This window comes from Rhodanobacter sp. PCA2 (assembly GCF_013620825.1).
Classification (GTDB): Bacteria; Pseudomonadota; Gammaproteobacteria; order Xanthomonadales; family Rhodanobacteraceae; genus Rhodanobacter_A.
Map to the genome: position 1 here is coordinate 80033 of NZ_NJIC01000010.1, position 21258 is coordinate 101290.

The window sequence follows — 21258 nt, forward strand, 5'->3', positions numbered from 1 at the left end:
CCCGGAGCACGCAGCCACACCGGCTCCGTACTCAGACCGAATCCCCCATCCCCAATCCCGAATCCCGGATCCCGTCGCATCCTGGGCATCGACCCCGGCAGCCAGCGTACCGGCGTGGGCATCATCGACGTCGATGCCGCGGGCAGGCTCGCGCACGTGTTCCATGGCGCGTTGGCGGTGGCGGGCGAGGCCAGCTTCCCGCTGCGCCTGAAACGCATTTTTGACGAGTTGAATGACATCATTGCCGCCCATCGGCCGGACGAGTGCGGCATCGAGCGCGTGTTCATGGCGCGCAATGCCGACTCGGCATTGAAGCTGGGCCAGGCAAGGGGTGCCGCGATTTGCGCGGTGGTGAGCCGGGGAATCGCAGTGCACGAATATGCGGCGACGGAAGTGAAGCAGGCGGTGGTGGGCAGCGGGCGCGGCGACAAGGCCCAGGTGCAGCACATGATCGCCGTCCTGCTGGGCCTGAAGGGACCGCTGCAGGCCGATGCCGCCGATGCGCTGGCGATCGCGGTCGCGCATGCGCACACCCGCTCCAGCCTCGAACGCGTGGGCATACCACGCACGGCCTGGAGGCGGCGCCGATGATCGGCCGTCTGCGCGGTGTGCTGGTCTCGAAGCAGCCGCCGTGGCTGCTGGTGGAAGTGGGCGGCGTCGGCTACGAGCTGGAAGCGCCGATGTCCACCATCTACGACCTGCCGGGCCTGGGCAAGGAAGTGATCCTGCTCACCCATTACGCGCAGAAGGAAGACAGCGTGGCGCTGTACGGTTTCCTGCAGGAAGCCGAGCGCGCGCTGTTCCGCAACCTGCAGAAGGTCTCCGGCATAGGTGCGAAGATCGCGCTGGCGGTGCTCTCCGGCGTGTCCACCGCCGACTTCGCGCGGCTGGTGCACGCCGGCGACGTGGTGGCCCTGACCAAGATCCCCGGCATCGGCAAGAAGACCGCCGAGCGCATCGTGGTGGAGCTGCGCGACCGCGTGGACGGCATCGCCGTCGCGCTGCCCGGCGGCGCGTCGCCGGGCATGCCGGTGGATGCGGCCGGCGAGGCCACCGTGGCGCTGCAGCAGCTGGGCTACAAGCCGGCCGAAGTCGCGCGGCTGGTGCAGAAGGCCGCCGCCGACGGCGACAGCGCCGAGGCCATCATCCGCAAGGCGCTGCGCGCCGCGCTGGGTGGCTAGATGGCCGGCATCCCCATGAGCGCGGCAGCCAGGGGAGATCGGCCCGCCGCAGGCACCGGCGAGGAGGACCCCTCGCACGGCAGCAAGAGGGCGCTGATCCTCGGCGCGGTCGGCGTGGTGTTCGGCGACATCGGCACCAGCCCGCTGTACACCATGCACGAGACCTTCCTGCCCGAGCATGGCCTGCACCCGCATCCGAGCACGGTGCTCGGCATCCTGTCGATGGTCACCTGGTCGCTGATCCTGGTGGTGGCGGTGAAGTACGTGAGCCTGGTGATGCGCGCCGACAACAAGGGCGAAGGCGGCATCATGGCCTTGATGACGCTGGCGCAGCGCGCGGTGGGCAGTTCCTCGCGCATGCGCAAGCTGGTGGTGCTGATGGCGCTGCTGGGTGCGGCGCTGTTCATCGGCGACGGCGTGATCACGCCGTCGATCTCGGTGCTGTCCGCGGTGGAAGGCCTGCAGGTGGCCGCGCCGCAACTGAAGCACTGGGTGGTGCCGATCACGGTGGCGGTGCTGCTGCTGCTGTTCGGGTTGCAGCGCCACGGCACGGCCAGGGTCGGGGCGGTGTTCGGACCGGTGATGGTGCTGTGGTTCCTGGCGCTGGGCGCGATCGGGGCGTGGAACATCGTGCGGGCGCCGGAAGTGCTGTGGGCGCTCAATCCCTGGCATGCCGTGCAGTTCTTCATGACCCACGGCAAGACCTCGATCCTCGCGCTGGGCTCGGTGGTGCTGTGCGTGACCGGCGCCGAGGCGCTGTACACCGACATGGGCCACTTCGGACGCTTCCCGATCCGCGCCGCATGGTTCTTCTTCGTGATGCCGGCGCTGCTGCTGAACTACTACGGCCAGGGCGGCCTGCTGCTGCAGCATCCCGAGACGATCGCGAACCCGTTCTACCACTCGGTGCCGGATTGGGCGCTGTACCCGATGATCGGCCTGGCCACGCTGGCCACGGTGATCGCTTCGCAGGCGGTGATCTCCGGCGCGTTCACGGTGACCCGGCAGGCGATCCAGCTAGGCTTCATCCCGCGCATGCAGGTGGTGCACACCTCGCGCGAGGCGATCGGGCAGATCTTCCTGCCGTGGGTGAACCGTTCGCTGATGGTGACGGTGATCGCCACGGTGATCAGCTTCGGCTCGTCCAACGCGCTGGCCGGCGCCTACGGCATCGCGGTGACCGGCACGATGGCGATCGACACCACGCTGACCATGATCGTGGCGCGCCGCATGTGGCACTGGAACCGCGCGCTGGTGATCGTCGTCGCGCTGGTGTTCCTGTGCATCGACCTCAGCTACTTCGGCGCGAACACGCTGAAGATCCCCGACGGCGGCTGGTTCCCGCTGGTGCTGGGCCTGGCGATGTTCGTGATGATGACCACCTGGCACCGCGGCCGCGAGCTGCTGCTGCGCGAGATCAAGCAGGGCGGCCTCGCGCTGCTGCCGTTCATCGAGGCCATGGCCAAGCATCCGCCGCTGCGCGTGCCGGGCACGGCGGTGTTCCTCACCGCGAACCAGAAGACGGTGCCGCACGCGCTGCTGCACAACCTGAAGCACAACAAGGTGCTGCACGAGCGCAACGTGCTGCTGACGGTGGACGTGCTGGAGACGCCGCTGGCCGATGCCGGGGAACGCATCCGCATCGAGAACCTGGGCGGCGATTTCCACACCCTTGAACTGCGCTTCGGCTTCGCCGAGGACCCGAACGTGCCGCTGGCGCTGGCGCAGTGCGCCCGCCTGGGCCTGCCGTTCGACATGATGGACACCACCTTCTTCCTCTCGCGCGAGAACGTCGTGGCCGACAAGGACCGGCCCGGCATGGTGCTCTGGCGCGACAAGCTGTTCGCCTTCCTCACCCGCAACGCGCTGCCGGCGACGGCGTTCTTCCAGATTCCGGGCAACCGGCTGATCGAACTGGGCGCGCAGGTCGAGATCTGACCGAATCCCACCAGGCCCCCCCCACGCCATGACTTCCAACGCATCGCCCCAGGATGCCTCGCTCCCGCCGCGGCTGACCGCCCTGGTGCTGGGCGCCATCGGCGTGGTCTACGGCGACATCGGCACCAGCCCGCTGTACACGCTGCAGATCACGCTCAGCCACGACGGCATGCATCCCACGCCGGCCAGCGTCTACGGCGTGCTGTCGCTGATCTTCTGGGCGCAGATCCTGGTGGTGTCGCTGAAGTACGTGGTGTTCATCATGCGCGCCGACAACAAGGGCGAGGGCGGCATCATGGCGCTGATGGCGCTGGCGCAACGCTGCCTGCGCGACCAGCCGAAACTGCGCTGGGTGCTGGTGACGCTGGGCATCTTCGGCGCGGCGTTGTTCTACGGCGACGGCGTGATCACGCCGGCGGTCACCACGCTGGGCGCGGTGGAGGGCCTGAAGGTGATCGCGCCGGAACTGGGCAAGTGGGTGGTGCCGATCACCGTGGTGGTCATGATCTTCCTGTTCCTGCTGCAGCGCTACGGCACCGACCGGGTCGGCAGGTTGTTCGGGCCGGTGATGGTGGTGTGGTTCGTGGTGATCGCGCTGCTGGGCCTGCAGATGATCGTGCGCCATCCGCAGGTGCTGCTGGCGCTCAACCCCTGGTACGGCGTGAAGTTCTTCTACAGCCACGGCCTGCAGGCGTTCATCGCGCTGGGCGGCGTGGTGCTGGCGCTGACCGGCGCCGAGGCGCTGTACGCGGACATGGGGCACTTCGGCAAGAAGCCGATACGCGTGGCCTGGTTCAGCTTCGTGCTGCCGGCGCTGGTGCTGAACTACTTCGGCCAGGGCGCCCTGCTGCTGATGCATCCGGAGGCGATCGACAATCCGTTCTTCAAGCTGGCGCCCACGGCGCTGCTGTATCCGATGATCGTGCTGGCCACCGCGGCGGCGGTGATCGCCTCGCAGGCGGTGATCTCCGGTGCGTTCTCGATGACCCGCGAGGCGATCTCGCTGGGCTATTCGATGCGCATGCCGGTGGTGCACACCTCGCGCGAGATGTCCGGGCAGATCTTCGTGCCGTGGGTCAACGGCTTCCTGCTGCTGATGGTGTTGTTCGCGGTGCTGCATTTCGGCAGCTCCGAGCGCCTGGGCGCGGCCTACGGCATCGCGGTGACCGGCACCATGAGCATCACCACGGTGCTGGCGCTGATCGTGGCGCGCCGGCAGTGGGGCTGGAAGCTGCCGGTGGTGATCGCGGCGGGCGTGCTGTTCCTGGCGATCGACCTGTCGTTCTTCAGCGCCAACCTGATCAAGGTCGAGTACGGCGGCTGGTTCCCGCTGGTGCTGGGCCTGGCCGTGTTCACCTGGATGACCACCTGGCGCCGCGGCCGCGAGCTGGTGGTGCGCGAGATCAGGCGGGGCGGCCTGGCGCTGGCGCCGTTCATCGAGGCCATGCACGAGCACCCGCCGCTGCGCGTGCCGGGCACGGCGGTGTTCCTCACCGCGAACAAGCACGCGGTGCCGCATGCGCTGCTGCACAACCTCAAGCACAACAAGGTGCTGCACGAGCGCAACGTGCTGCTGACGGTGGACGTGCTGGAGTCGCCGGTGGCCGATGCGGAGGAACGCCTGCGCATCGATGCGCTGGGCAACGAGTTCTACCGACTGGAGCTGCGCTTCGGTTTCGCCGAGGACCCGAACGTGCCGCTGGCGCTGGGGCAGTGCGCCCGCGCAGGCCTGCCGTTCGACATGATGGACACCACGTTCTTCCTGTCGCGCGAGAACATCGTGGCCGACAAGCGCCGTCCCGGCATGGCGCTGTGGCGCGACAAGCTGTTCGTGTTCATGGCGCGCAACGCGCTGCCGGCCACCGCGTATTTCCAGATTCCCGGCAACCGCCTCATAGAACTCGGCGCGCAGGTGGAAATCTAGCTGGCGGTCCCTGCATCGCCCGCACGCCGGCCGGTCGCTTGGCGACCGGCCGGCGGGTGCCGCTCCCGGCGCCAGTCCCATCCACGGGCCCAAACCGCCATAATTGCCCTCATGACCGATCCCCGCCTGATCACCCCCGTCTCCCAGCTCGACGACGAGGCGCTGGAGGCGACGATACGCCCGCGCCGTTTCGCCGAATACCTGGGCCAGCAGGCGGTGCGCGAGCAGCTGGAGATCTACATCGAGGCGGCGCGCAGGCGCGGCGGCGCGCTGGACCACGTGCTGATCTTCGGCCCGCCCGGCCTCGGCAAGACCACGCTCAGCCACGTGATCTCCAACGAGCTGGGCGTGAACCTGCGCTCCACCTCCGGCCCGGTGCTGGAACGCGCGGGCGACCTCGCCGCGCTGCTCACCAACCTGCAGCCCAACGACGTGCTGTTCGTGGACGAGATCCACCGGCTCTCGCCCGCGGTGGAGGAAGTCCTCTATCCGGCGATGGAGGATTTCCAGATCGACATCATGATCGGGGAAGGGCCGGCCGCGCGCTCGATCAAGCTCGACCTGCCGCCGTTCACCCTGATCGGCGCCACCACGCGCGCCGGGATGCTCACGGCCCCGTTGCGCGACCGCTTCGGCATCGTGCAGCGGCTGGAGTTCTACACGACCGACGAGCTCACCGCGATCGTGCGCCGCGCCGCGAAGATCCTCGGCATCGCCTGCGAGATCGACGGCGCGCAGGAAATCGCGCGCCGCTCGCGCGGCACGCCGCGCATCGCCAACCGCCTGCTGCGCCGCGTGCGCGACTACGCCGAGGTGCGCGCGAACGGCCAGATCACCCTCGCCGCGGCGCAGGCGGCGCTGGACATGCTGAAGATCGACCCCGACGGCCTCGACGAGCTGGACCGCCGCCTGCTGGGCACCATCGTCGAGAACTTCGACGGCGGCCCGGTGGGCGTGGAATCGCTGGCCGCCGCGCTCAGCGAGGACCGCGGCACGCTGGAGGACGTGGTCGAGCCCTACCTGATCCAGCAGGGCTTCCTGGTGCGCACCGCGCGCGGCCGCATGGCCAGCGCGCGGGCCTGGCGCCACCTCGGCCTGAACCCGCCGCCGCGCCAGCCGCAGCCGTCCGACCTGTTCGCGGGGGACTCCCTCGATGGCTGAGCGCGAGCCCTTCAGCTGGCCGGTGCGCGTGTACTGGGAGGACACCGACGCCGGCGGCGTGGTCTACCACGCCAGCTACCTGCGTTTCCTGGAGCGTGCCCGCAGCGAGTGGCTGCGCGCGCTCGGCATCGGCCAGATGGCGTTCAAGGACGCCACCGGACTGGCCTTCCTGGTGCGCGAGATGCGACTGGATTTCCTGCGCGCAGCCCTGCTGGACGATGAACTGACGGTAACGGTGGCTGTCAAGGAAAGGCGCGCAGCCAGTATCCTTTTCGGCCAGACGATAGCCCGCGCCGACGGTGCCTGCCTGCTTCGCGCCGAGGTGCGCGTGGCCTGCGTGGATACCCGACGCATGCGGGCCGTGGCGATACCCGCCGACCTGATCCCAGAACCTGCCCCCTGACCCCACTGCCCGTGCGGAGTACCCCAAGCCAATGAACGGCGGACTCAATGTTTTCGACCTGATCGCCAACTCCAGCCTGCCGGTGAAGGGCGTGCTGCTGATCCTGCTGGTGTTCTCCTTCATGTCGTGGGTCATCATCATCCGCAAGTACGGCCAGACCAAGGCGGCGCTGGAAAACGCGGAGAGCTTCGAGGAGCGCTTCTGGTCCGGCGGCGACCTGGCCCAGCTGTTCCGCGAGGTGAGCCACCGCGGCGCCGAGGGCGGCATGGAGAACATCTTCGAGTCGGGCTTCCGCGAGTTCGCCCGCCAGCGCCAGCGCAAGACGCAGGACGCGCGCAGCGCCATCGAGGGTTCCGAGCGCGCGATGCAGGTGGCCGGCACCCGCGAGATCGGCCTGCTCGAGCGCAACCTGGAATTCCTCGCCAACGTCGGTTCGATCAGCCCCTACGTGGGCCTGTTCGGCACGGTGTGGGGCATCATGGGTGCGTTCCAGGGCCTGGGCGACATGAAGGACGTCACCATCGCCGTGGTCGCGCCGCACATCTCCGAGGCGCTGATCGCCACCGCGATGGGCCTGTTCGCGGCGATCCCCGCGCAGTGGGCCTACAACCGCTACGCCACCAAGGTGGAGCGCATCGCCTCGCGCTACGACGTGTTCCAGGAGGAGTTCTCCTCCGTGCTGCAGCGGCAGATCCAGTCCGACGACGCGGCCTGAGCGGAGCCCTGCCATGCGCAACGCGAAGCGCCAACGGCGCTACAAGCTGAAATCCGAGATCAACGTCGTGCCCTACATCGACGTGATGCTGGTGCTGCTCATCATCTTCATGGTCACCACGCCGATGCTGAACTCGAACGTCGACGTGAACCTGCCCCAGGCCAACGCCAAGGCGCTGCAGGCCAAGAAGGACAACCTGATCGTGCAGGTGTCGAAGGACGGCCAGCTTTCCCTCGTGCTGGGCAGCGGCAAGCCGGAGTCCGTGGACGACGCCGGGCTGCAGGCCAAGGTCAAGGCTTTCAGGGACGCCAATCCCCAGCTCAGCGTGCTGGTGGCCGGCGACAGCGGCGGCAACTACGGCGGCGTGTACAAGGTGCTGGCGAGCCTGCAGCAGGCGGGGGTCGACAAGGTCGGCCTGATGAGCACGCCCGGCGACGGTTCCAGCCCGGGTCAGGGGTCCCATGGACGACCGTAAGGCGATCCCGCGGGCGGTGGTGATGTCCGCCCTGCTGCATCTCGGCATCGTGGCGTTCCTGTTCCTCGCGGTGCTGCCGTGCGCCAGCTACGAGGCGTTCTTCAACGCGCTGCACCTGCCGGCGTGGATGAACCCGATCGCCTGCTCGCGCCCGCTGCAACTGCAGGGGCCGGTGATCGAGGCCACCCTGATCGGCCCCACCGGCAGCCCGCCGCCCAAGGCGGTGAAGGCCAAGCCGATCCCGGACACCGTGCCGCCCCCGCCGGCGGTGCCGCCGCCCACGCCGCCGCCCGAGGTGAAGCCCAAGGTGGCGCCGCTGCCGCCGCCGCCCGTGCATCCGGACATCAAGGACCAGGAGCGCGTGGTGGAGCAGGGCGTGCAGCAGGCCGAAGAGAAGAAGCTGCAGGAGGAGAAGCAGCGCCAGCGCCAGGCGGAGCTGGACGCCCAGGCCGCCGCGAAGAAGAAGCAGGAAGAGTTGAAGAAGATCGACGACCTGTTCGCGAAGATGGACGCCGCCTCCGCGCAGACCAAGCGCGCCGACAGCAAGGCCAAGCAGGCCAAGCAGCAGCTGGCCGACCTCAAGAACGCCCAGGAGAACGGCCAGGCCGACCTGCCCAATGCCGCCCAGCGGCAGACCGGCAACAACGCCCAGAACAGCAACCTCGCCGACGAATATGCGGCGGCCATTCAGAATGCGGTCACGCCGAATTGGTTAAGGCCGGATAACATGCCGAATGCTCCATGCAAGGTGCATATCGTGCAGTTGCCGGGCGGTGACGTGATGAGCGCCACGGTCGATTCCAGTTGTCCGTACGACGAGGCCGGACGGCGCTCGGTGGAAAATGCCGTCCTGCGCACCAAGACCTTGCCGTACAAGGGTTTCGAGAACGTGTTCCAGCGCAATCTGACCTTTACCTTCACGCCGCAGGGATAGCCCGATGCGCAAACCGAGTCCGCTGTACGCCCTCATCCTCCTGCTTGCGGCCGCCTTGTTCGCCGGCCCGGCGGCGGCCCAGTCCTCGGGGCTGGACATCCAGATCGTCGGCGGCGTGAAGACCGCCACCCCGATCGCGGTGGTGCCGTTCGCCCAGCCCGGCGTGGCCCCGCTGCCCACCGACGTGGCCGACGTGATCCGCAACGATCTCAACCGCAGCGGCAAGTTCCGCTCGCTGGCCAAGAGCGACATCGTGGAGTTCCCGGCCAGGGGTGCGGACATCCGCTTCCCCACCTGGCGCCTGCTCAAGCAGGACTTCGTCACCGTGGGCAGCATCAGCGAAGCCGGCGGCGGCATGCTGAAGATCAACTACGAGCTGTGGGACGTGAACAAGCAGCAGAGCCTGCTGGCGCAGTCCTACACCGCCCCGGCGGGCGACCTGCGCGGCGTGGCGCACCAGATCGCCGACGCCATCTACCAGAAGATCACCGGCGTGCGCGGCGCGTTCTGGACCCGCATCGCCTACATCACCCAGGTCGGCCTGGGCAACAACACCAGCTACTCGCTGGTGGTGGCCGATTCCGACGGATACAACCCGCAGGTGGTGGCGCGCTCGCACGAGTCGCTGATGTCGCCGGCGTGGTCGCCGGACGGCAGGAAGATCGCCTACGTCTCCTTCGAGAGCGGCAACTCGCAGATCTACGTGCAGGACCTCACCACCGGCGCGCGCCAGCTGGTGGAATCGCACAAGAAAGGCATCAACGGCGCCCCGGCGTGGTCGCCGGACGGCCGCAAGCTGGCGGTGGCGCTTTCCTACGTGGGCAACCTCGAGCTGTACGTGCTCGACCTGGGCTCGCGCCAGGAGACCCGGCTGACCAACAACCTCGCGATCGACACCGAGGCGGTATGGGCGCCGGACGGCCAGTCCATCTACTTCACCTCCGACCGCTCGGGCCGTGCCCAGATCTACAAGACCTCCGCCAGCGGCGGCGGCGCCACCCGCGTCAGCTTCCAGGGCCAGAGCAACTCCAACGCCGACATCAGCTACGACGGCAAGGAGCTCGCCATGGTGCAGAGCAGCGGGAACGTGTATCGTATCGCGGTCATGGATCTGGGCCTGGGCGGGCAGGTGCATTACCTCTCGCCAGGGCCGCTGGATTTCGGCCCCAGCTGGGCGCCGAACGCCAGCATGTTGCTGTACGGAGCCACTGAAGGTCCGCGCGGCGTGCTGTATGCCACTTCGGCCGACGGCATGGTGCGCCAGCGTCTCGCGCTAGCCAACGGCAGCGTGAGCGATCCTGCATGGGGACCGTACCGACAGCAGTGAGTTTTCGTGCTGTCGCATTCGCGTGCGGCAGCCGGATGCCGGGAGCGGCCCGCGAGGACCGCGTCCGGCATGTTTCGCCGGCCGCAACGCCTTCGCGCGCCAGGGTCAGCCATTGAAGGCGTGCACCACTTGCCGTTGATTTTGCTAGTGATTTTGCTACATCAGAATAAAGAACAGCCGGCCCACCGGCGACTTGTCCCGTAACCAGTCCGTCACTGTATGCCGGAACTCAACACGTTTGAAGGATCGTCACCATGAATAAGACCGTTCGCGTCGCTCTGGTCGCCCTGCTTTGCGTTGGCGCGGCCGCCTGTTCCAAGAAGCAGGAAGTCAAGCCGCAGCCCGCCCAGCCGGAGCAGCAGGCCCAGACCGAAGTCCCCTCCACCAGCGGCAAGTACACCCCTGCCGACCTGAACACCGATGCCTGCCTGCGTCAGCGCGTCGTGTACTTCGACTTCGACAAGACCGAGATCAAGCCGGAGTTCCAGCAGATCATGGCTTGCCACGCCAAGTACCTGCAGGACCGCCCGATGGCCCAGATGCGCCTGGAAGGCAACACCGACGAGCGCGGCTCCAAGGAATACAACCTGGGCCTGGGCGAGCGTCGTGCGAACGCCGTGTCCAGCGCGCTGCAGGCCAATGGCGGCTCCGCCAGCCAGGTCAGCGTGATCTCCTACGGCAAGGAAAAGCCGGTGTGCCGCGAGCACAACGAGGATTGCTGGAGCAAGAACCGCCGCGTCGAGATCGTCTACACGGCCGAGTAAGCGATGAAAATGCTGGTCAGCAAACTTGCAGCCAGGATAGGCATGGCGGGCGCATTCGCGTCCGCCATGCTGTTCGTGCTGCCGGCGTTCGCCCAGGACTCGCGCCTCAGCCTCGCCGACCGCGTCGCGCAGCTCGAGCAACGGGCGCAGAACAAGGACCAGAGCAGCATGCAGTTGCTCAACCAGATGCAGCAGATGCAGTCGCAGCTGCAGCAGATGGAGGGCCGTATCGAGGAATTGCAGCACCAGCTGCAAGAGCTCCAGGACAAGAGCAAGGATCAATACATCGACCTCGACTCCCGCATGGGACGCCTCGAGGCCGCCGCCAAGGCGGGTGCTGCGCCCGCCGCTTCAGGCAACGGCAATCCTGCCGCCACGGGCACTGCGGGCGCCGCCGTCGCGGCCGCCGCGGGCAGCGCCGCAGCGAACGGCACGGCTGCCGCAACCCCGCCGGCCAAGGCCGGCAAGCCGCTTTCCGCCGCCGACAACGCCGCGGCCCAGGCCGCCTACGACGCGGCGTTCAAGACGCTGCGCGGCGGCGACTACGTGGGCGCCTCGCGCGAGTTCCGCCAGTTCATCGAGAAGTATCCGGACCACCCGCTGGTTTCCAACGCGTTCTACTGGCTGGGCGAGTCCTACTACGTGACCACCAACTACAAGGTGGCGCTGGACGCGTTCCAGCACCTGCTGGGCCAGTTCCCGCAGAGCGAGAAGGCGCCCGACGCGCTGCTCAAGGTCGGCTACTGCCAGTACGAGCTGAAGGAAGTACCCGCCGCGAAGGCCACGCTGCAGTCCGTGGTGAGCAAATACCCCAGCTCCAAGGCTGCCGGTCTGGCGAAGGAGCGGCTGCGCCGCATCCAGACCACGGCGGGTTGAGGGCCGTGCGGTGAGCGTGACCAGCTCCAGCGCGGCCGACGCCGCGCTCCCGGCGGCCGACCAGCGGCTGCGCATCACCGAGATCTTCCATTCGATCCAGGGCGAGGCCGACGCGATCGGCTGGCGCACCGTGTTCGTGCGCCTCACCGGCTGTCCGCTGCGCTGCGTGTGGTGCGACACCACGTATTCGTTCCACGGCGGCGAATGGCGCGCGATCGACGACATCCTCGCCGAGGTGGCCAGCCACGGCGCGCGGCACGTCTGTGTCACCGGCGGCGAGCCGCTGGCGCAGAAGCGCTGCCTGGCCCTGCTGCAACGCCTGTGCGATGCCGGCCACGAGGTCTCGCTGGAAACCTCCGGGGCGCTGGACGTGGCCGCGGTCGATCCCCGCGTGCGCAAGGTGATGGACCTGAAGGCGCCGGACTCCGGCGAAAGCGCGCGCAACCTGTGGTCGAACCTCGACCATCTGCTGCCGCACGACCAGGTGAAGGTCGTGATCGCCAGCCGCGCCGACTACGAGTGGGCGCGCGGCGTGGTCGCGGAACACGCGCTGGAGCGGCGCTGCATGGTGCTGTTCTCGCCGGTCTGGGGCAAGGTCGAGCCGCGCGAGCTGGCCGAGTGGATCATCGCCGACAAGTTGCCTGTGCGCTTCCAGCTGCAGTTGCACAAGCTGCTGTGGAACGACGCGCCGGGGCGATAGGCCCGGGCGATGCGTTCGTGCCCGGAGGCGACGATCGAAGACTGCGCTTTTCAGCAAATCCGCGCCGTGGCCTGTGTCGCCGCGAGCGCTTTCCGGCCGGTGACCGGCCGTACTCCGGTGGATGAAACCCATGTCTGAAACATCGCAACGCAAGGCCGTCGTGCTCGTCTCCGGCGGCATGGATTCGGCCGTCACCGTGGCCATCGCCCGCGAGCAGGGCTACCAGGTGCACGCGCTCAGCGTGGCCTACGGCCAACGCCACGGTTCCGAACTGGAAGCGTCCGAACGCGTGTCGAAAATGCTGGGCGCGGTCGAGCACAAGACCGTGCACGTGGACCTGCGCAGCATCGGCGGCTCGGCGCTCACCGCCGACATCGCGGTGCCGCTGGACGACGGCGCGCACGACGGCGACGGCCACATCCCGGTGACCTACGTGCCCGCGCGCAACACCATCATGCTGTCGATCGCGCTGGGCTGGGCCGAGGTGCTGGGTTCCAGCGACATCTGGTGCGGCGTCAACGCGGTGGACTATTCCGGTTATCCCGACTGCCGCCCCGCCTTCATCGAGGCCTACGAGCGGCTGGCCAACGTCGCCACCAAGGCGGGCGTGGAAGGCGCGGGCATCCGCATCCACGCGCCGCTGATGGCGATGAGCAAGGCCGACATCGCGCGCGAGGGCGCCCGGCTGGGCGTGGATTTCGCGGCCACGGTGAGCTGCTACCAGGCCGACGACCAGGGTCGCGCCTGCGGCCACTGCGACGCCTGCCGCCTGCGCGCGCAGGGCTTCCACGCAGCCGGCCTGCCCGATCCCACGCGCTATGCCTAGGGCCGGTTTGCTTGTGCCTGCAACGACCAGCCCATAAAATCACCCGCTTGTCCCGAGTGCGGGCCGTTAGCTCAGTCGGTAGAGCAGTAGACTTTTAATCTATTGGTCGACGGTTCGAATCCGTCACGGCCCACCAGAATTTCCAGAGCGCCCCATGGGCGCTCTTTTTCTTTATCCAAGAGGGCGGCCATGGATGGCCGCCCATTTGATCATCGCGATCGAGAACGATCGCAACGCTTCAATGCGCTCCCACCACCAGCGCGGTGAATTCCTTCACTGGCGCGTGGCGCGGCGCCGGGGCGGCGGCGACCAGCCAGACGTGGTGGGAGGCCTCGTCCAGCGCCATGGTGCGGGCGCCGACCTGGGTGGGCACGTTCGCCTCCACGCGGTAATGATCGGCATCGTCCTCGTGCACGATGGTCAGCGTGCCGTCGTGGTTGGAGCTGTAGACCAGGTGCGTGGCGGGATCGAAGGCGGCCGCGTCGGGGCCCTTGCCGATCGCCACGGCGGCGACCTGGTGGCCGTTGTCGGCATCGGTGACCACCATCAGCTGGTTGTCGCAGACCGAGAACAGGCGGCGGGTCTGCGGGTCCAGGGCGAGGCCGCTGGGCGCGTCGCAGGGCGCCAGCTTCCACACCGCGTCGACCTTGTCCGCCCTGGTGTCGATGCGCGCCAGTTCGCTCTTGTCCTCAAGATTGACGAACACGTGGCCGCGGCCGTCGCTGACCGCGAACTCGGGGCGGCCGGGCAGGGCGATGTCGGCGATGGCCTTGTGGCTGGCCGGATCGACCACGCTGGCGTTGCCGCTGTGGCCGTTCATGGTCAGCACGTGGCCGCTGGCCGGATCGAACACGATGGCGTCGGGTCCCTGTCCGCCGATCGGGATGTTGCGCAGTTCCTTCAGCGTGTCCAGGTCGATCTCGCGCACGCTGTTGGCGGCGCCGTCGCTGACGTAGCCGCGCCGTTGACTGGGCAGCAGCGCGATGCCGTGGATGTGCTGCATCCCGGAGATCTCGCCGGCCGGCTTGCCGTCGCGGGTGTCGACCACCATCACGCGGTCGTTGCGGGCGATCAGCAGATGATGCGTGGCCGCGTCGATGGTGAGGTAGTCCCAGCCGCCGCTGCCGCCCAGCGGATGGCGTTGCAGCACGGCGTACTGCGTCGCGGCGGCGGCCGTCGCCGCGACGGCGCCGCCGGCGACGAGGAACAGCAGGGAGGCGAAGGATTTCATCATTGGCTCCGGCGGGAAGGGCGACAGGGGTCCCTGCAAGCATGCGCGCCGGATGATTAGCAAACGCTGTGGGCGCTCAGCCCGGCGGCTCGGGCGGCGGGGCTTGCCGCCAGCGCCGGGTGATGCGCTCGATCAGCAGCGGCAGCAGCGCAAGCAGGGCCAGCCCACCCATCGGAAGCAGCACCGAGGGATGCAGGAACAGCCCCGCGCCGAACCGGCCATCGTGGCCCAGCGCCTCGCCCAGGCCGGCGCCGATCGAGGATTCGAACACCAGCGACACCGTGCCGCCCAGCCAGCTGGCGCCCAGGAACAGCCACAGCGGGCAGCGCAGCCAGGCCAGCCCGATGGTGACCGCGCCGAACGGCATCACCGGCACGAAGCGCAGGAAGAACGTGTAGCTCACCGGGTGGCGTTCGAAGCCGTGGTGCAGCCGGGCCGCGAACGGCGGTGGCGGCCGCGTGCCGGCGCTGAACGCGTAGCGGCTGGCCAGGTACAGGATCAGCGAACCCAGCGTCAGGCCTACCGACGAGCACAGCGTGCCTTCCACCACGCCGAACGCGAAGCCGCCGGCGAGGATGATCACGATGGTGCCGGGGATGCCGGTGGACATCGCCGCCGCGAGCAGGCCGATGTAGGCCAGCCGGCTCACCCAGGGGTGCGCGGCGATGTGCGCGTGCAGTTCCTCCTGATGGGTGACCAGGTGCTGCGGACCCAGCCGGTCCAGCGAGCCGGACGCGTACAGCACGATCCCGGCGAGCAGCAGCAGGACCAGCGGCAGCGCGGCGCGCAGGCGTTTCAATACGAGGCGCCGCGGGCGCCGTAGGCGGCGAGCACGGCGCGCGCCTGGTCGCGCAGGATGTCGCGGCGCACGGCGATGCCGCGGCGCGCGAGTTCGCCGACCCAGTCGGCGGGCAGCGGGCCTTCGTCGAACTCGGTGAGCTCCTCGACGTCCTCGGCGCGCGCGCCGATCAGCAGTTCGTCGACGCCGGCCCACACCGTGGCGCCGAAGCACTGGCAGCAGGGCTGGGCGCTGGTGGCGAGCGTGTAGCGACCGCCGCCGGCGTTGATGCGGAAGCTGGCGAGGCGTTGCTGGGCGATCATGTAGGCCATCATCTCGGCATGCGCCACCGAGCAGGTCTGCGGCACCACGCGGTTCACGCCCACCGACACCACGCGGCCGTCCGCGTTGAACACCGCGGCGCCGAACGGGCCGCCCGGACCGGAATCGATGTTGCGGCTGGACAGCGCGATAGCGAGGCCCACGCGTTCCTCGTCGCTGGCGTAGCGGCGGCTGTCGTCGACCACCTCGCCGATCCACGGCGGCAGGGTGAGGTGGATCTGCAGCGGCAGGAACATGCCGCCTCAGCCCTGCTTCGACCAGGTGTCGCGCAGCGTCACCACGCGGTTGAACACCGGCGCCTCGGCGCGATGGTCGGCGCGGTCCGCCACGAAGTAGCCCAGGCGTTCGAACTGGCAGCGCTGCTCCGGTTCCGCCCGTGCGGCGGCCGGCTCGACCCAGCCCTGCACCACGCGCTTGGCGTCGGGGTTGATGTGCGCGGTCCACGGCTGGCCGTCGTCCTCGGCGTCCGGCGCGGCCACGTCGAACAGGCGGTCGTACAGGCGCACCTCGGCGGCCACCGCGTGCGGCACGCCGACCCAGTGGATGGTGCCCTTGACCTTGCGGTCGGCGCCCGGCAGGCCGCTGCGGGATTCGGGGTCCAGCGTGCAACGCAGTTCCGTGACGATGCCGGCGCCGTCCTTCAGCACCTCCTCGCACTTCACGATGCCCACGCCGCGCAGGCGCACCTCGCCGCCCGGCACCAGGCGCTTCCAGCCCTTGGGCGGCACCTCGGCGAAGTCTTCGCGTTCGATCCACAGCTCGCGCGCGAACGGCAGCTCGCGCGTGCCGAAGCTTTCGTCCTTGGGATGATTCGCGAAGACCAGCGTCTCCGTGTGGCCTTCCGGAAGATTGACGAGGGTGAGCTTCAGCGGGTCGAGCACGGCCATGCGCCGCGGCGCCGTGGCGTCGAGATCCTCGCGCACGCAGTTCTCGAGGATCGCGTAGTCGATCACGCTGTTCTGCTTGGAGACGCCCACGCGCTCGATCAGCAGGCGGATGCCGGCCGGGGTGAAGCCGCGCCGGCGCAGGCCGCGCAGGGTGTTCATGCGCGGATCGTCCCAGCCCTCCACGTGGCCTTCGGCGACCAGTTGCGCGAGCTTGCGCTTGCTGGTGATGCAGTAGCTGAGGTTGAGGCGCGAGAACTCGATCTGCCGCGGCTTGGCCGGTTTCGCTTCCAGCCCGGCGGCGACCACCGACTGCCACAGCTCGGGATGATTCGGCAGGTCCACCTTGTCCACGCACCAGTCGTACAGCGGGCGGTGGTCCTCGAACTCCAGCGTGCACAGCGAATGGGTGATGCCTTCCATCGCGTCGGAAAGCGCGTGCGCGTAGTCGTACATCGGGTAGATCGGCCACGCGTCGCCGGTGTTCTGGTGGGTCACCTTGCGGATGCGGTACAGCGCCGGGTCGCGCAGGTTGATGTTGCCCGCGGCCATGTCCATCTTCGCGCGCAGCGTGCGGCTGCCATCGGCGAACTCGCCTGCGCGCATGCGCTTGAACAGGTCGAGGTTCTCCGCCACCGTGCGGTCGCGGTGCGGCGAGTTGCGGCCCGGCTCGGTGAGCGTGCCGCGGTATTCGCGCATCTCGTCGGCGCTGAGGTCGTCCACGTAGGCCAGGTCGTCCTCGATCAGCTTGAGCGCGGCGCGGTAGAACACGTCGAAATAGTCCGAGGCGTGGCGCAGTTCGTGCCAGCCGTAACCCAGCCAGTTCACGTCGTCCTTGATGCCCTGGACGAATTCCGGGTCTTCCCTGCCGGGATTGGTGTCGTCCAGGCGCAGGTTGCACCAGCCGTTGAACTCGCGGGCGATGCCGAAGCTCAGGCAGATCGCCTTGGCGTGGCCGATGTGCAGGTAGCCGTTCGGTTCCGGCGGAAAGCGGGTATGGATGGCGACGTGCTTGCCCGCGGCCAGGTCCTCGCGGACGATCTGGCGGATGAAGTCGCGCGGGCCGTCGGCCGCAGGGGCGGCGGTGGTGGACTCGGCGGGGCTGGAAGGACTCGACATCGGGCGCGGCTCGCGGAAAAGTAACGGAAACCGTGGAGTTTACCCTGTCCCCGCGGCAGGCCGAAGGCGTGGGCACGCCTGCACGCCCGCCGATTTTCCCCGGGAGATCGTCCACGCGCGATGACGGCCGCCACCGGCGTGTCGCCGGGCGCCGGCTTCAGTGCGCCGCGGTTTCCGGTGCCGTGGCGCAGACGCGGTTGCGGCCCTGGCTCTTGGCCCGGTACAGCGCGATGTCCGCCTGCTTGATCCAGGCCTCCACGTCCCGGTGCCTGGGCCCCGCTTCCACCACGCCCAGGCTCACGGTGCAGGACTGCACGTGCGAGTCCTCGGCGCGGCCCAGCCGTTCGACCCGTTCGCGAATCCGTTCGGCCACCTCGCACGCGCTGGCGAGGTTGGTTTCCGGCAGCACCGCGCCGAATTCGTCGCCGCCCAGCCGGCCGGCGGTATCCACGCTGCGCAGGCTCTCGCGCAGCACGGTGGCGAGGTCCTGCAGCAGGGCGTCACCGGTGGCGTGGCCATGCCGATCGTTCGCCAGCTTGAAGCCGTCGATATCGAGCAGGATCAGCGAGGCCGGCCGCTGGTGGCGCAGGTAGCGGTGCATCTCGCGCGCCGCAACGTCCAGCCAGTGCGCGCGATTGGCGAGGCCGGTGAGCGCGTCGGTGCGATTGAGCTCTTCCAGCAGGCGGTTCTGCTGGCGGATGCGGTGGCCGAGCCGGAACGTCACGGTGCTGAGCCAGATCGGATAGATCGTCATCATCGGCACGCAGGCGACGATCACGAACATGTCGCTCACCGGCTGCCACGCGAAGCCGGTGGCCCACGCGGCCAGCGCGCAGGCGACGGCCTGCAGCAGCAGCGCACGGGTGGCCAGCCGCCAGCCGCCGGCGCTGATGCGGTCCATCGTCATGATGGAAACCAGCATCACGCAGGGCAGCAGGTTGAAGCGCATCGCGGCGACCCATGCCCCCAGCATCGCGGAGTCGGCCACCAGGTTGAACAGCTCGTGCTGCACCGGGCGCGCGGCGCGCACGGCGTGCAACCACGCCAGATGCGGCCACAGCAGGCAGTTCGCGAACAGCAGCAGCCACAGCCAGGCCGGTGCCTGCTGCTGGTGCAGCACGGCCGCCACCGGCAGCATGCCGAGCGCGAATCCCAGCGTGCGCAGGCGATGCGCCAGGCGCACGAACCCCAAGCCTTCCTCGCGTTTCCCCATCGGCCGGCTGCCCCCTGTGGCACCCATGACGCTGCCGCGTCGCTGGCCCGACGATAGAGCAGAAGGCCGCCACGCCGCCACTGGGCCCGGGTTGGGGCTTGCCGCGGGCCCGCGACGGGGCTAGCGTGCAGGCATGCACACCGTCTACCGCGCCGAAAACCTGTTCGATGCGCATCTGGTGAAGGATGCGCTGGAGCACGCGGAGATCCCCGCCTTCATCGCCGGCGAGTACCTGACCGGGGGCGTGGGCCAGTTGCCCGCGCTGGACTTTCTCGCGGTGATGGTGCCGGATTCCAGCGTGGACGTCGCCGAGGGCGTCGTGCGCGGCGTCGAGGCGCAACTGGCCGAGGCGCGCGAGGCATTGCGCGAGCTCGAGCGCGACGACACGCCGGACGGTCCGCTGCTGCTGCCCTGCTGAAGCCATGGGCTCCGCCCGCGTGTGCGAGACGCCCTCGCGACCGGAGCTTCCGCGACCCTTGAAGATGGAGTTTCGATGCCCGCATTCGCCGAGCTGATCCGCGCCGTACCGGATTTCCCCAAGCCGGGCGTGCTGTTTCGCGACGTCACCCCGCTGCTGGCCGATGCGCGGGGTTTCGCCGAGTGCATCGCCGCGCTGGCTGCGCCGTGGCGGGACGCCGGCGTGCAGGCGGTGTGCGGCATCGAGGCGCGCGGCTTCATCTTCGGCGCGGCGCTGGCGCAGGCGCTGGCTGCGGGCTTCGTGCCGCTGCGCAAGCCGGGCAAGCTGCCGCCGCCGGTGCTGGCGGTGGACTATCGACTGGAGTACGGCAGCGACCGCATCGAGGCGCGCAGCGATGCGCTGAAGCCCGGCGAACGCGTGCTGCTGGCGGACGACGTGCTCGCCACCGGCGGCACGCTCGCGGCGGCGCAGGCGCTGGTCGCGCGCTTCGGCGCCGAGCTGGTGGGCGCCAGCGTGGTCATCGAGCTGGCGGCGCTGCGCGGACGCGAGCGCTGGACCAACGGCCAACCCCTGCACGCGCTGCTGCGTTATTGACCGCCTTCGCAGGCAGGGCATCAGGGGGAAGGACCATGGTCGGCAGCGATGCGGGAGCGCTGCGCTTGCCTTGCCGCGACGCGCCGTTGCCGGGCTGTGCGCCTGCGTGGCGGCCGTAGCGTCCGCCCGGCGCTGTCGGGTCGCACGGCGTGGCGCGGTCACTGCAGGGATCGCGCTGGCCGGTCCGTTCCATTGCGCCATGGATGCGCACCGGCCATGCCTCGCCCGGCATCCGGACGGCTACGGCGGGCCGGGCGGCACCGGGGTGGCCTGGCCGCCGTGCATGTCGATCGACGTGACGTAGAACAGCTCGCAGGCGCCGTCGCCGGTGTCGGCGCGGGTCAGCGAGGTGCGCCAGTGCCAGCCGTCGGCACGGTTCGCGTCCACCAGGTAGCCGTCCAGCGCCACCACCTGGCCCACCCGCACGCGGCCCAGCGCACGGCGTACGCCGACATCGGCGGGAATCAGGTGCATGTTCGCGCTGTGCGTCTCGATCTCGCGGCCCGGTATCGGGAATGTCCGCACGCTCCAGCGATAGAAGCGCGCCGATTGCGAGATCGCGATGTCCGCGAGCACGGCGCTGTCGGACATGCGCCCCCAGCCCAGCGCGAAGTCCTCGGGCGCCAGCGCGGCGCCGGCGTCGAAGCGGTAGCGCTCGGTGGACAGCACGCGCGCGGCGAGTTCGAAGCGGGCGCGCGGAGTGAGCATGAAGTCGCCCACGCGGATGGTCGCCGTCGGCGAGTCCAGCGGCATCTGCACGGGCTCATCCGGCGCGAGAACGCCCGGCGGCGGATGCAGCGGTCTCGTTTGCAGCCACGACCAGCCGCCCCACAGCACGAGCAGGGCGGCGGCGAGCAGCCAGGGGCGCCGCATTCAGTCGAAATCCGTGGCCAGCACGCGGCACTGCTCGGGCGACAGCGGCATCGCCACCGGCAGCGCCGGCAAGGTGCAGGCCAGCGTCACCGCCGCGCCCGCCTTCCATGCGGCGATCCGGTCCGCGTCCAGCGGGAAGCGCAGGAAATGCACTGCGGCGGTCTTCTCGTCGTTGCTGCGCTCCATGTCCTCGTCGGCCACCGCGACGGCCGGCGCGTGGCCGGCCACGGTCAGCGCGATCGCGTGCTCGATGTTGCGCAGGCGCACCAGTTCGCGCTTGCGCTCTTCGACGTCGTCGTACTCGATCAGCAGCGTGGCCTTGAGGTTGTCGCCGTCGGGGATGAGCGGGTTGTAGGCATCCAGTTCGTCCTGGATGCCGGCGGGTTCGAAGATGCGCTCGATGCGCAGCATCTCCTGCACCTGGTACTGGATGCTGAGGCGGTCCTCGAAGATCAGGGTGAGGTGGCCGCCCAGGTGCGCGGTGCGCTGCTTCTTGTGCGCCATCACGCGGGCGCGGAACTCGATGCGCTCCAGCGCGTAGTTTTCGAGGCTGAGCAGGTCGCCGCGTTCGAGCTTGTCCAT

Annotated in this window: 23 protein-coding genes and 1 tRNA gene; 17 read left to right on the forward strand and 7 right to left on the reverse strand. The window is 69.0% G+C overall.

What is annotated here, in order from left to right:
* Positions 1 to 54: 54 nt before the first annotated feature.
* From ruvC to PCA_RS04130, 15 genes are all read left to right on the forward strand, one after another.
* Positions 55 to 591: a crossover junction endodeoxyribonuclease RuvC gene (gene ruvC / locus PCA_RS04060; protein WP_181301328.1), complete on the forward strand. Its 537-nt coding sequence runs from the start codon at positions 55 to 57 to the stop codon at positions 589 to 591.
* Positions 588 to 1181: a Holliday junction branch migration protein RuvA gene (gene ruvA / locus PCA_RS04065; RefSeq protein ID WP_181301245.1), complete on the forward strand. Its 594-nt coding sequence runs from the start codon at positions 588 to 590 to the stop codon at positions 1179 to 1181. The genes ruvC and ruvA overlap by 4 nt, the downstream gene beginning before the upstream one ends.
* Positions 1182 to 1196: 15 nt before the next feature.
* Positions 1197 to 3119: a potassium transporter Kup gene (locus PCA_RS04070; RefSeq protein WP_181301247.1), complete on the forward strand. Its 1923-nt coding sequence runs from the start codon at positions 1197 to 1199 to the stop codon at positions 3117 to 3119.
* Positions 3120 to 3147: 28 nt separating this feature from the next.
* Positions 3148 to 5043 (forward strand): potassium transporter Kup, encoded by a 1896-nt coding sequence (locus PCA_RS04075; RefSeq protein ID WP_181301249.1) that lies wholly within the window; start codon positions 3148 to 3150, stop codon positions 5041 to 5043.
* A gap of 111 nt (positions 5044 to 5154) precedes the next feature.
* Positions 5155 to 6204 (forward strand): Holliday junction branch migration DNA helicase RuvB, encoded by a 1050-nt coding sequence (gene ruvB, locus PCA_RS04080; protein WP_181301251.1) that lies wholly within the window; start codon positions 5155 to 5157, stop codon positions 6202 to 6204.
* A complete protein-coding gene (gene ybgC / locus PCA_RS04085; RefSeq protein ID WP_181301253.1) occupies positions 6197 to 6607 on the forward strand; it encodes a tol-pal system-associated acyl-CoA thioesterase in 411 nt (136 codons plus the stop codon). Before ruvB ends, ybgC begins: the two co-directional genes overlap by 8 nt.
* A 31-nt stretch (positions 6608 to 6638) precedes the next feature.
* The gene (gene tolQ / locus PCA_RS04090; RefSeq protein ID WP_181301255.1) at positions 6639 to 7322 is read left to right on the forward strand and encodes a protein TolQ; all 684 of its coding nucleotides are present in this window, start codon (positions 6639 to 6641) and stop codon (positions 7320 to 7322) included.
* Between the two features lie 13 nt (positions 7323 to 7335).
* Positions 7336 to 7797, forward strand: coding sequence for a protein TolR (gene tolR / locus PCA_RS04095; RefSeq protein WP_181301257.1), 462 nt, complete (start codon positions 7336 to 7338; stop codon positions 7795 to 7797).
* Positions 7784 to 8731 carry a cell envelope integrity protein TolA gene (gene tolA / locus PCA_RS04100; RefSeq protein ID WP_181301259.1) on the forward strand — a complete coding sequence of 316 codons (948 nt, stop codon included), beginning with the start codon at positions 7784 to 7786 and terminating at the stop codon, positions 8729 to 8731. The genes tolR and tolA overlap by 14 nt, the downstream gene beginning before the upstream one ends.
* A gap of 4 nt (positions 8732 to 8735) precedes the next feature.
* A complete protein-coding gene (gene tolB, locus PCA_RS04105; protein ID WP_181301261.1) occupies positions 8736 to 10058 on the forward strand; it encodes a Tol-Pal system beta propeller repeat protein TolB in 1323 nt (440 codons plus the stop codon).
* A 254-nt stretch (positions 10059 to 10312) separates the two neighbouring features.
* Positions 10313 to 10822 carry a peptidoglycan-associated lipoprotein Pal gene (gene pal / locus PCA_RS04110; protein ID WP_181301263.1) on the forward strand — a complete coding sequence of 170 codons (510 nt, stop codon included), beginning with the start codon at positions 10313 to 10315 and terminating at the stop codon, positions 10820 to 10822.
* 42 nt (positions 10823 to 10864) lie between these two features.
* The gene (gene ybgF / locus PCA_RS04115) at positions 10865 to 11698 is read left to right on the forward strand and encodes a tol-pal system protein YbgF (RefSeq protein WP_181301265.1); all 834 of its coding nucleotides are present in this window, start codon (positions 10865 to 10867) and stop codon (positions 11696 to 11698) included.
* 16 nt (positions 11699 to 11714) lie between these two features.
* On the forward strand, positions 11715 to 12398 hold the full coding sequence (gene queE, locus PCA_RS04120; protein ID WP_181301330.1) for a 7-carboxy-7-deazaguanine synthase QueE: 684 nt from the start codon (positions 11715 to 11717) through the stop codon (positions 12396 to 12398).
* Positions 12399 to 12528: 130 nt separating this feature from the next.
* The gene (gene queC / locus PCA_RS04125) at positions 12529 to 13224 is read left to right on the forward strand and encodes a 7-cyano-7-deazaguanine synthase QueC (protein ID WP_181301272.1); all 696 of its coding nucleotides are present in this window, start codon (positions 12529 to 12531) and stop codon (positions 13222 to 13224) included.
* Between the two features lie 60 nt (positions 13225 to 13284).
* Positions 13285 to 13360, forward strand: a tRNA-Lys gene (locus PCA_RS04130).
* 102 nt (positions 13361 to 13462) lie between these two features.
* On the opposite strand, the gene PCA_RS04135 is transcribed toward PCA_RS04130, so the two are convergent.
* The 5 genes from PCA_RS04135 to PCA_RS04155 form a co-directional block, all read right to left on the reverse strand.
* The gene (locus tag PCA_RS04135; protein WP_255436645.1) at positions 13463 to 14455 is read right to left on the reverse strand and encodes a YncE family protein; all 993 of its coding nucleotides are present in this window, start codon (positions 14453 to 14455) and stop codon (positions 13463 to 13465) included.
* A gap of 76 nt (positions 14456 to 14531) precedes the next feature.
* Entirely contained in the window at positions 14532 to 15254 is a 723-nt protein-coding gene (locus PCA_RS04140; RefSeq protein WP_181301274.1) for a VTT domain-containing protein, read from the reverse strand.
* Positions 15251 to 15811, reverse strand: a complete 561-nt coding sequence (locus tag PCA_RS04145) for a nucleoside deaminase (RefSeq protein ID WP_181301276.1) — start codon at positions 15809 to 15811, stop codon at positions 15251 to 15253. The genes PCA_RS04140 and PCA_RS04145 overlap by 4 nt, the downstream gene beginning before the upstream one ends.
* 6 nt (positions 15812 to 15817) lie before the next feature.
* Entirely contained in the window at positions 15818 to 17578 is a 1761-nt protein-coding gene (locus PCA_RS04150; protein ID WP_181301278.1) for a glutamine--tRNA ligase/YqeY domain fusion protein, read from the reverse strand.
* Between the two features lie 157 nt (positions 17579 to 17735).
* Positions 17736 to 18761 (reverse strand): diguanylate cyclase, encoded by a 1026-nt coding sequence (locus PCA_RS04155; RefSeq protein WP_343204404.1) that lies wholly within the window; start codon positions 18759 to 18761, stop codon positions 17736 to 17738.
* Positions 18762 to 18924: 163 nt separating this feature from the next.
* Between PCA_RS04155 and PCA_RS04160 the strand changes: the two genes are divergently transcribed.
* Positions 18925 to 19209 carry a DUF2007 domain-containing protein gene (locus PCA_RS04160; protein WP_181301286.1) on the forward strand — a complete coding sequence of 95 codons (285 nt, stop codon included), beginning with the start codon at positions 18925 to 18927 and terminating at the stop codon, positions 19207 to 19209.
* 75 nt (positions 19210 to 19284) lie between these two features.
* Positions 19285 to 19803, forward strand: coding sequence for an adenine phosphoribosyltransferase (locus PCA_RS04165; protein ID WP_181301288.1), 519 nt, complete (start codon positions 19285 to 19287; stop codon positions 19801 to 19803).
* Between the two features lie 240 nt (positions 19804 to 20043).
* Here the strand turns inward: PCA_RS04165 and PCA_RS04170 are convergent, their stop codons facing one another.
* Complete coding sequence (locus PCA_RS04170; protein ID WP_181301289.1) at positions 20044 to 20676, reverse strand: hypothetical protein; 633 nt, start codon at positions 20674 to 20676, stop codon at positions 20044 to 20046.
* Complete coding sequence (locus PCA_RS04175; protein WP_181301291.1) at positions 20677 to 21258, reverse strand: DUF3501 family protein; 582 nt, start codon at positions 21256 to 21258, stop codon at positions 20677 to 20679.